At 71.3% G+C, this 10,099-nt stretch carries 6 protein-coding genes; all 6 read right to left on the minus strand.

Annotation, left to right across the window (positions count from 1 at the left end):
• Window positions 1-1,153, minus strand: a 1,153-nt coding sequence (locus CCS38_RS34140; RefSeq protein ID WP_223737411.1) for a CYTH and CHAD domain-containing protein, incomplete at its 3' end; no start/stop codon positions are given.
• Window positions 1,154-1,284: 131 nt separating this feature from the next.
• Entirely contained in the window at window positions 1,285-4,668 is a 3,384-nt protein-coding gene (locus CCS38_RS34145) for a pyruvate carboxylase (protein WP_223737413.1), read from the minus strand.
• A 220-nt stretch (window positions 4,669-4,888) separates the two neighbouring features.
• Window positions 4,889-6,085 (minus strand): rod shape-determining protein RodA, encoded by a 1,197-nt coding sequence (gene rodA / locus CCS38_RS34150; RefSeq protein ID WP_223737415.1) that lies wholly within the window; start codon window positions 6,083-6,085, stop codon window positions 4,889-4,891.
• Complete coding sequence (gene mrdA / locus CCS38_RS34155) at window positions 6,082-8,220, minus strand: penicillin-binding protein 2 (protein ID WP_223737417.1); 2,139 nt, start codon at window positions 8,218-8,220, stop codon at window positions 6,082-6,084. Before mrdA ends, rodA begins: the two co-directional genes overlap by 4 nt.
• Window positions 8,221-8,257: 37 nt before the next feature.
• Entirely contained in the window at window positions 8,258-8,968 is a 711-nt protein-coding gene (mreD, locus tag CCS38_RS34160; protein WP_223737419.1) for a rod shape-determining protein MreD, read from the minus strand.
• A gap of 5 nt (window positions 8,969-8,973) precedes the next feature.
• The gene (gene mreC, locus CCS38_RS34165) at window positions 8,974-9,909 is read right to left on the minus strand and encodes a rod shape-determining protein MreC (RefSeq protein ID WP_223737421.1); all 936 of its coding nucleotides are present in this window, start codon (window positions 9,907-9,909) and stop codon (window positions 8,974-8,976) included.
• Between the last annotated feature and the right edge of the window lie 190 nt (window positions 9,910-10,099).

The following is a 10,099-nucleotide window of genomic DNA, read 5'->3' on the forward strand; positions in this document are numbered from 1 at the left end:
GCCCCGAGCGGGCCCGGGGCGGGTCGGTGATCAGCGTGTCGAGGGAGTTCAGGAGGGTGAGGTAGCGGTCGCTGTCGAGGACGGCGATGAGGTGTTTCCGGGAGCCTTTGCGGTGGGCCTGGGTCCAGGTGCGCAGCCGGGTGCGTACGGGGCCGGGGCGCAGTTCCTTGGGGAGCGCGGCGAGGGCTTCCTGGATGCGGGCGGTGAGCACCTCGGCGTCGCGGTCGATGCCCAGCTCTGCGGCGAGCCATTTGAGCTCGGCGCCGAGGGGGTCGGTGGCGGTCCGGTCCAGGACGGTGGCGTACGAGCGGAGGGCGCTGCGCAGGCGGCGGGTGGCGACGCGCATCTGGTGGACGGAGTCGGGGAGGTCGCGGCGGACGGCGGGGTCGAGCTCGGTGATGGCGCGGACCTGGCGGGTGAGGTAGCGGAGGACGATCTCTTCGGCGGTGGGCGGCTCTTCGCCGCCTTTGTCCGGTGCGGTGGGCTGCTCGGCGCCCCGGCCGGCGGCGGTGGGCTCGGCGGCGGCCTTCCGTTCGGCCTTGGGGGCCGTGTCGCGGAGCGCGCGGGCGGCCTTGGAGGCCGTGCCGGCGGGGCGCAGCCCGGCGCCCAGGAGCCGGTCCTCGACCGCGTCCAGGAGGGTCATGTCCCCGCCCGCCGTCAGCTCGACCTCGATCTCGGCCCATTCGGCGGTGCGGCCGGGGCCGGCCGGGCGGGTGGCGCGCACCCGGTCGGTGGCGATCTCCGCGAGGACCGTGCCGTCGGCGGCGAGCAGCTGCCGGGTCTCGCGGCGGGTCTCGATCCGTACGAGGGGTGCCAGCTCGGCGTCGCGGACGCGGGAGCGGAGCAGGCCGCGCAGGGCGCGCGGGACGGTGTCGGAGAGCGGGGCGCGGATCTCGTCGCGTACGTGGGCGGCGACGGGCAGTTTCAGGTGCCAGCCGGCGTCGTCGCCGCCGGTGCGGCGACGCAGGGTGATGCCGTCGCGGGCCAGCCGCCGGTCGGCGGTGTCGTAGTAGGTGGCGTCGAGGGTGGCCGTGCCGCGGTCCGCGACGGACGCGACCCGGTCGACGCCGGTGAGGTCGGGGAGGCCGTCGGGCGGCAGGCCCGCGCCGTCGGCCTCGTACTTCCGCTCGATCTCGCGCACGGTGTCCGCCATGGGGTGAACGTACTGTCCTGTCCCGCTTTTGGGGAGACCCCCGCGGCCGGAGAAGCGGACCGGTGCGCGGCGGGCCGGGAAGCCTGCCGCGCACCGGGGGCCGCGAGCGCTGCGCCCGGGGGCGCTTTCGCTCACTCCACGACGATGAGCAGGTCGCCGCCTTCGACCTGGGCGATCGGCGAGATCGCGATGCGGCTGACGGTGCCGCCGGTCGGTGCGGTGATCGCGGCCTCCATCTTCATGGCCTCGATGGTGCCGATGGTGGCGCCCGCCTCGACCTGCTGGCCCTCCTGGACGGCGAGGGTGACCACCCCGGCGAACGGGGCGGGCAGGTGGCCGGGGTTGTTCTTGTCGGCCTTCTCGGCGGTGGGCACCTCGCTGGCGACCGCCCGGTCGCGGACCTGGATGGGCCGCAGCTGGCCGTTGAGGATGCACATCACGGTGCGCATGCCGCGCTCGTCGGCCTCGGAGATCGCCTCCAGGCCGATGAGGAGCTGGACGCCGGGGGCGAGCCGGACGACGTGCTCCTCGCCGTGGTGCAGCCCGTAGAAGAACAGGTCACTGGAGAGCGGGGAGGTGTCGCCGTAGCGCTCACGGTGGGTCGTGAAGTCCTTGGCCGGGCCGGGGAAGAGCAGTTCGTTCAGGACGGCCTGGCGCTCGGCGGACGAGGCCGAGAGGCGCTTGGACTCGTCGGCGGTCAGCTCGGTGATGCCGGGGGCCTCGGCGCGGCCTTCGAGGGCACGGCTGCGCAGCGGCTCGGGCCAGCCGCCGGCCGGTTCGCCCAGCTCGCCGCGGAGGAAGCCGATGACGGAGCCGGGAATGTCGAAGCGGGCCGGGTCGGCGGCGAACTCCTCGGTGGAGACCCCGGCGCCGACCAGGGAGAGCGCGAGGTCGCCGACGACCTTGGAGCTGGGGGTGACCTTGACGAGGCGGCCGAGGAGGCGGTCGGCGCCCTCGTACGCCTTCTCGATCTCCTCGAAGCGGTCGCCGAGGCCGAGGGCGATGGCCTGCTGGCGGAGGTTGGAGAGCTGGCCGCCGGGGATCTCGTGCGCGTAGACGCGTCCGGTGGGCGCGGGCAGGCCGGCCTCGAAGGGCGCGTAGACCTTGCGTACGGCTTCCCAGTACGGCTCCAGGGCGCAGACCGCGCCGAGGTCGATGCCGGTGTCGCGGTCGGTGTGCGCGGCGGCGGCGACGATCGCGGAGAGGGCGGGCTGGCTGGTGGTACCGGCCAGGGCGGCCGAGGCGCCGTCGACGGCGTCGGCGCCGGCCTCCCAGCCGGCGAGGTAGGTGGCGAGCTGGCCGCCGGGGGTGTCGTGGGTGTGGATGTGGACGGGCAGGTCGAAGTTCTGGCGCAGCGCCGTGACCAGCTTCTTCGCGGCGGGCGCGCGGAGCAGCCCGGCCATGTCCTTGATGGCGAGGACGTGGGCGCCCGCGTCGACCATCTGCTCGGCGAGGCGGAGGTAGTAGTCGAGCGTGTAGAGCTGCTCGCCGGGGTCGGCGAGGTCGCCGGTGTAGCTCATGGCGACCTCGGCGATCGCAGTGCCGGTCTCGCGCACGGCGTCGATCGCGGGGCGCATCTGGTCGACGTTGTTGAGCGCGTCGAAGATGCGGAAGATGTCGATGCCGGTGTCGGCGGCCTCCTGCACGAAGGAGCGGGTGACCTGCTCCGGGTAGGGGGTGTAGCCGACGGTGTTGCGGCCGCGCAGCAGCATCTGGAGGCAGATGTTGGGGACGGCCTCGCGCAGCGCCGCCAGCCGCTCCCACGGGTCCTCGTACAGGAAGCGCAGCGCCACGTCGTACGTCGCGCCGCCCCACGCTTCGAGGGAGAGCAGCTCGGGGGTGGTGCGTGCGACGTGTCCGGCGACCTCCAGGAGGTCCTTGGTGCGGACGCGGGTGGCCAGCAGGGACTGGTGGGCGTCGCGGAAGGTGGTGTCGGTGACGCCGAGCGCGGGCCGGGCGCGCAGGTCGGCGGCGAAGCCCTCGGGGCCGAGCTGCCGCAGCCGCTGCCGGGAGCCGTCGGGGATCGGCGCGGAGGTGTCGATCGCGGGCAGCTTCTCGTGCGGCGCGACGGTGGCGGGGCGGTCGCCGTGCGGCTTGTTGACCGTGACGTCGGCGAGGTATTCGAGGATGCGGGTGCCGCGGTCGGCGGAGCCGCGCTGGGTGAGCAGTTCGGGGTGCTGCTCGATGAAGGAGGTGGTGACCCGCCCCTCGCGGAAGTCCGGGGTGTCCAGTACCGCCTGCAGGAAGGGGATGTTGGTGGCGACGCCGCGGATGCGGAACTCGGTGACGGCGCGTCGGGCGCGCCCGACGGCGGTGGCGAAGTCCCGGCCCCGGCAGGTGAGCTTGACCAGCATGGAGTCGAAGTGCGCGCCGACCTCGGCGCCGAGGTTGGTGCCGCCGTCCAGGCGGACGCCCGCGCCGCCCGGGGAGCGGTAGGCCGTGATCCGGCCGGTGTCGGGCCGGAAGCCGTTGGCGGGGTCCTCGGTGGTGATGCGGCACTGCAGCGCCGAGCCGCGCAGCACGATCTTCTCCTGGCTGAGCCCGAGGTCGGCCAGCGATTCACCGGCGGCGATGCGCAGCTGCGACTGTACGAGGTCGACGTCCGTCACCTCTTCGGTGACGGTGTGCTCGACCTGGATGCGGGGGTTCATCTCGATGAAGACGTGGTTGCCGCGCGCGTCGACGAGGAATTCGACGGTGCCGGCGCAGGTGTAGCCGATCTGCCGGGCGAAGGCGACGGCGTCGGCGCAGATGCGTTCGCGCAGTTCGGCGGGGAGATTCGGGGCCGGGGCGAGCTCGATGACCTTCTGGTGGCGGCGCTGGACGCTGCAGTCCCGCTCGTACAGGTGGATCACGTTGCCGTGGGTGTCGGCGAGGATCTGCACCTCGATGTGGCGCGGGTCGACGACGGCCTGCTCCAGGAAGACGGTCGGGTCGCCGAAGGCGGACTCGGCCTCGCGGGCCGCCGCCTCGACGGCCTCGCGCAGCTGGGCGCGCTCGGCGACCCGGCGCATGCCGCGCCCGCCGCCGCCGGCCACCGCCTTCACGAAGACCGGGAACTCCATGTCCTCGGCCGCCGCCAGCAGCTCCTCGACGTCCGAGGAGGGCTCGGAGGAGGCGAGGACGGGCAGCCCGGCGGCCTTGGCGGCGGCGATGGCCCGCGCCTTGTTGCCGGTGAGCTCCAGTACTTCGGTGGAGGGGCCGACGAAGGTGATGCCGTGCTCGGCGCAGGCGGCGGCCAGGTCGGGGTTCTCGGAGAGAAAGCCGTACCCGGGGTAGACGGCGTCGGCGCCGGCCTGCCGTGCCGCGCGGACGACCTCCTCGACCGAGAGGTACGCGCGCACGGGGTGGCCGGGCTCGCCGATCTGGTAGGCCTCGTCCGCCTTGAGGCGGTGGCCGGAGTTGCGATCCTCGTGGGGGAACACCGCTACGGTCTGCGCGCCCAGCTCATAGGCGGCGCGGAAGGCGCGGATGGCGATTTCGCCACGGTTGGCGACCAGGACCTTCGAGAACATGGGAGCTGACTTCTCCTGACGGGGCGGCTTGGGGGCGCCTGCGTACGGATACGGGGAACTCGCTGGCTCACTGCTGTTTCCGCGACAGCATGCCGCCCGGACGGCGTTACCGCCACGTAAGACCTGTCACAGTCCGTGTCCGTGTGAAGTGGGTATGTGTACCGGGACAGCTGTGGCCCGGCCCCTTGGCGGGGACCGGGCCACGGTGGCTGTTCACGGGTCAGGCGGAGACGGGCCGCTGCACTCTGATCGACTGCAGCAGTCCGATGGCGATCCATACGGCGAACATCGACGTGCCACCGTAGGAGACGAACGGCAGCGGCAGGCCCGTGACCGGCATGATCCCCAGCGTCATCCCGATGTTCTCGAACGCCTGGAAGGCGAACCAGGCGATGATGCCGGAGGCGACGATCGTGCTGTACAGCTCGGAGGACTCCCGGGCGATCCGGCAGGCGCGCCAGAGCACCACGCCCAGCAGGAAGATGATCAGGCCCGCGCCGAGGAAGCCCAGCTCCTCACCGGCGACCGTGAAGATGAAGTCGGTCTGCTGCTCGGGCACGAACTGGCCGGTGGTCTGGCTGCCCTGGAACAGGCCCGCGCCGAAGAGCCCACCGGAACCGATCGCGATACGGGCCTGGTTGGTGTTGTAGCCGACGCCCGCCGGGTCCAGGCTCGGGTTGGCGAAGGCCGCGAAGCGGGCGATCTGGTAGTCGTCGAGGAGGTGCAGCTGCCAGACGCTCAGACAGCCCACCACGCCCAGCGTCACCAGGCCGATGACCCAGCGGTTGGACGCGCCCGAGGCGAGCAGCACGGCGAGCACGATCGTGCCGAGCACCATGACCGAGCCGAGGTCCGGCATCAGCATGATGACCACTATCGGGACCAGGGCGATGCCGAGCGCCTGGAGGACGGCGCGGTGGCCGGGGTGTTCCCGGTCGCCCGCGTCGACCCGGGCCGCGAGGACCATCGCCATGCCCAGCGTGATGGTGATCTTCGCGAACTCGGCGGGCTGCAGGGAGAGCCCGCCGGGGAGGGCGAGCCAGGACCGGGAGCCGTTGATGGTGGCGCCGAGCGGGGTGAGCACCAGCGCGGACAGCACCAGCGAGAGGCCGTACAGGATGGGGACGGCGCCGCGCAGCGTGCGGTGGCCCAGCCACACCGTGCCGGCCGCGAGCGCGAGGCCGATGCCGGTGTTGAGCAGGTGCTTGAGGACGTAGGAGTACTGGTCCCCGTTGTTCAGCTCGATGCGGTTGCGGGTGGCCGAGAAGACCAGGACCGCGCCGATGAGCGAGAGGGCCAGGCAGGAGAAGAGCAGTATCCAGTCCAGCCGCCGGACGACGGAGTCCCGCGCGGTGAGCTTGGACCAGACGCCGCGGTCGGGGGCGTAGCGCCGGATGGCGTAGCTGCTGCTGGTCACTGGACCGCCCCTTCCGGCTTCTTCTCGTCGTTGACGATCGGCTTGGTCAGCTTCCCGGCGGTGATGTTGCCGTGCCGGTCGACCTTGGGCAGGTCGCCCTGCGGCTCGGGCAGCAGCGCCTTGTTCTTGTGGATCTTGCCCTTGGCGTCCACGCCGTAGATCGCGTCGTAGATCTTGCGCACGGCCGGACCCGAGGCGCCGGAGCCCGTACCACCCTGGGAGATCGTCATGACGATCGTGTAGTCCTTGGTGTACGTGGCGAACCACGACGTCGTCTGCTTGCCGTAGACCTCCGCGGTACCGGTCTTGGCGTGCATCGGGATCTGCTTCTGCGGCCAGCCCTCGAACCGCCAGGCGGCGGTACCGCGGGTGGCCACGCCCTCCAGCGCCTTGTCGATCTGCTTCAGCGTCTTGGGCGTGTCGGGCAGCTTGCCGTGCGCCTTCGGCGCGATCTCCCGGACCTTCTTGCCGTCGGCGCTGATGATCGCCTTGCCGATGGTCGGGTCGTACATCTTCCCGCCGTTGGCGAGCGCCGCGTAGATCGTCGCCATCTGGATCGGCGTCACGAGGGTGTCGCCCTGGCCGATGGAGTAGTTCACCGAGTCACCGGCGCGCATCTTCATGCCTTCGAGACAGCTCTCGTAGGCGAGGCGCTGGACGTAGCTGCCGCCCTTCTTGCCGGTCTTGCACCAGGAGTCCTTGTTGGCCTTCCAGAAGTCCTTCTTCCACTGGCGGTCCGGGACCCGGCCCTTGACCTCGTTGGGCAGGTCGATGCCGGTCTCCTTGCCGAGGCCGAACTGGTGCGCGGTCTTGTAGAACCAGTCCTTGGGGTCCTTGGGCTTGTTGCCGCCGTCCTTGACCCACTGCTTGTAGGCCAGGTCGTAGAAGACGGTGTCGCAGGAGACCTCCAGCGCCCGGCCCAGGTTGATCGCGCCGTGGCTCTGGGACTCGAAGTTCTTGAAGACCTGCCCACCGACGTTGTACGAGCTGGAGCAGTTGTACCGGCCGTTGAAGTCGTACCCGGCATTCACCGCGGCCGAGGTCGTGATGACCTTGAAGATCGAGCCGGGGGCCGCCTGGCCCTGGATCGCGCGGTTCAGCAGCGGGTAGTTGGACTTCTTGCCGGTCAGCTTGGCGTAGTCCTTCGCCGAGATGCCGCCGACCCAGGCGTTCGGGTCGTACTCCGGCTGGGAGGCCATGGAGACCACCCGGCCGGTCTTGTTCTCCATGACGACCACGGCACCGGCGTCCGCCTTGTAGTTCGTACCGGTGTTGCGGTCGTGCTGCTTGCGGGCCTCCACCATCGCCTGGTGGAGCTCCTTCTCGGCAACGGCCTGCACACGGGCGTCTATCGAGGTGACGACGTTGTCCCCGGGCCGGGCCGGATCGCTCTTGGCCTTGCCCATGACCCGGCCGAGGTTGTCGACCTGGTAGCGGGTGACGCCGGCCTTGCCGCGCAGCGCGCTGTCGTACGTCCGCTCCAGACCCGAGCGGCCGACCATGTCCGAGCGCAGGAACGGCGAGTTCGTGTGCTCCGCCTTCTTGATCTCCTCGTCGGTGACCGGCGAGAGGTAGCCGAGCACCTGGGAGGTCGCGGCCTTCGCGGGGGCCGGGTAGCGGCGTACCGCGGTGGGCTCGGCGGAGATGCCGGGGAAGTCCTCGGAGCTCTCCCGGATCTTCAGGGCCTGCTGGGTGGTGGCCTCGTCGGTGATCGGGATGGGCTGGAAGGGCGAGCCGTTCCAGCAGGGCTGCGGCGTCTTGGCGTCGCACAGCCGGACCTTGTTCTTGACGTCGGTGTACGACATGTCCAGGACGTGCGCCAGGCGGGTCAGCACCGCTTTGCCCTCGTCGTCCATCTTCATCAGCGCGGTACGGCTGGCGGAGACGACGAGGCGGGTCTCGTTGTCGGCGAGCGGCACGCCGCGCGCGTCGAGGATCGAGCCGCGCACGGCCGGGTCGACGACCTGCTGGACGTGGTTGCCGCTGGCCTCGGCGGCGTACTCGTCGCCGTTGCGGATCTGGAGATACCAGAGCCGGCCGCCGAGGGTGAGCAGCAGCGAGAAGACCAGTATCTGAATGGCGACGAGGCGGACGGTGACGCGAGTGGTCCTGCCCGTCTCAGGGATGTTGCTCATGGGCGCCCCCTCGTCGCGGCCCGGAACGGTGTGTTGCTCACAGGCGCTTGACCCCCTTGATGGTCTTCGTGCGGTTCGCCTTGCCGCCGAGCAGGCCGCCGCGCTGGCTGCCGATCCGCGGCGTCCGGCCGACGCGCCCGGGGCGGCTCATCCGCAGCCCGCTGCCGGTGGAGAGCCAGCCGTACGCGGCCTCGCCCGGCATCGCACCGGACTGCGTGCCGCCCGAACTCTCCCCCGCCAGCGGATCGTTGTCCGCGCGACGGGCCAGGGCCATCACGAGCGGCACGCTGAAGGGGGCGAGCACGAGGTCGTAGACGGTGGCGGTGAACAGCAGCAGGGGGATGCCGACGGTGTTGCCCGCGTTGTCGCCGGCCAGCGAGCCGACGCCGGCGTAGAGCAGGGTCGAGCCGATGGCGGCGCAGACCACGACGATCAGCGGCAGCGAGGCGGAGCGGTGCCGGCTCTTGTCGGGCCTGGTGAGCCCGGCGGCGTAGCCGATGACGCAGAGCACGAGGGCGTAGCGGCCGATCGCGTGGTCGGAGGGGGGCGCCAGATCGGCGAGGAGACCCGCGCCGAAGCCGATGAAGGCCCCGGCGACATGGCCGTACACCATCGCCAGCCCGAGGACGACGAGGAGGAGCAGGTCCGGTACTGCTCCGGGGAGGTGCAGTCTGGCGAGCACACCCACCTGGACGACGAGGGCCACGGCCACGAGGGCGGTGGAGAGGAGGATCCGGTTGATGCGCATCGGGCTCAGCTCCTGGCGCCGCTCGGAGAAGGCTTGGGCTTGGCGGTCACGGTGACCGTCGGGGTGGGCTTGGGCTTGGCGGGCTTGGGCGGCAGGACCGTGTCCCGGGGGTTCTCGCGCGGCGGCTGGACCACGACACCGACCACGTCCAGGCGGGAGAAGCCGGCGAAGGGCTTCACCTGGACCGTGCGGGTGAGGTCGCCGTTGGCGCTGCCGACGTGGGTGATGGTGCCGACCGGCACGCCGGGCACGAAGGGCTTGCCCTCGCTGGAGCCGAAGGTGACCATCCGGTCGCCCTTCTTCACGTTCGCCTTGCCGTTGAGGAGCTGGACGCGCAGCGGCCCGCCCCCCTGCCCGTTGGCGAAGCCGATCTCGTTGGTCTTCTCCATACGGGTACCGACGGTGAAGTCGGGGTCGATGGCGAGCAGGACGGTGGCGGTGTCCTTGCCGACGGTGGTGACCCGGCCGACCAGCCCGTCACCGTTCAGTACGGTCATGTCGCGGGCGATGCCGTCCTTGGAGCCGGCGTCGATGGTGACGGTCCAGGAGAAGCCCTGGGCGGCTCCTATGGCGATGACCTGGGCGCCCTTGATGCCGTACTGGCCGGCGCCCGCGGTCTTGAGCATCTTGTCCAGCTCTCCGGCGCGCACATGGTCGCGGTCGGAGGAGCCGAGCTCGGCCTTCAGGGCGGCGTTCTCGCGTTCCAGCTGGGCGATGCGGCTGTGCCGGCCGTCGGAATCACGGACGGCGTCGACGGCGTTGCCGACGGGGTCCACGACCGAGGCGACACCGGTCTCGACCGGCCCGAAGGCGGAGGCCGCGACCTGCCGGGCACCCTGCAGCGGGGACTGCTCGCCGCCGCGGATGTCCACCGTGATCAGTGCGAACGCGATCGCGACCAGCAGCACCAGCAGGAGCCGGCTCTCTCGTGTGTCCCTCACGTGCGGCGGCCGTGTCCTTCCTCGTAGGACCGGCCGGCTGCGGGCCCGCGCCGGTCTCGCTGGGGATCTGGGTTGTGCCTTGGCTTTGAGTTGTGCGGTGAGTAATGCGACTTGAGTGGTGCGACTTGAGTGGTGCGCGGACCGCCGCGCGGCGGGCGGTACCGGAAGTGCCGGTACTGCGGGGCGTCGG

Source organism: Streptomyces purpurogeneiscleroticus (genome assembly GCF_020024005.1).
Lineage (GTDB): Bacteria > Actinomycetota > Actinomycetes > Streptomycetales > Streptomycetaceae > Streptomyces > Streptomyces purpurogeneiscleroticus.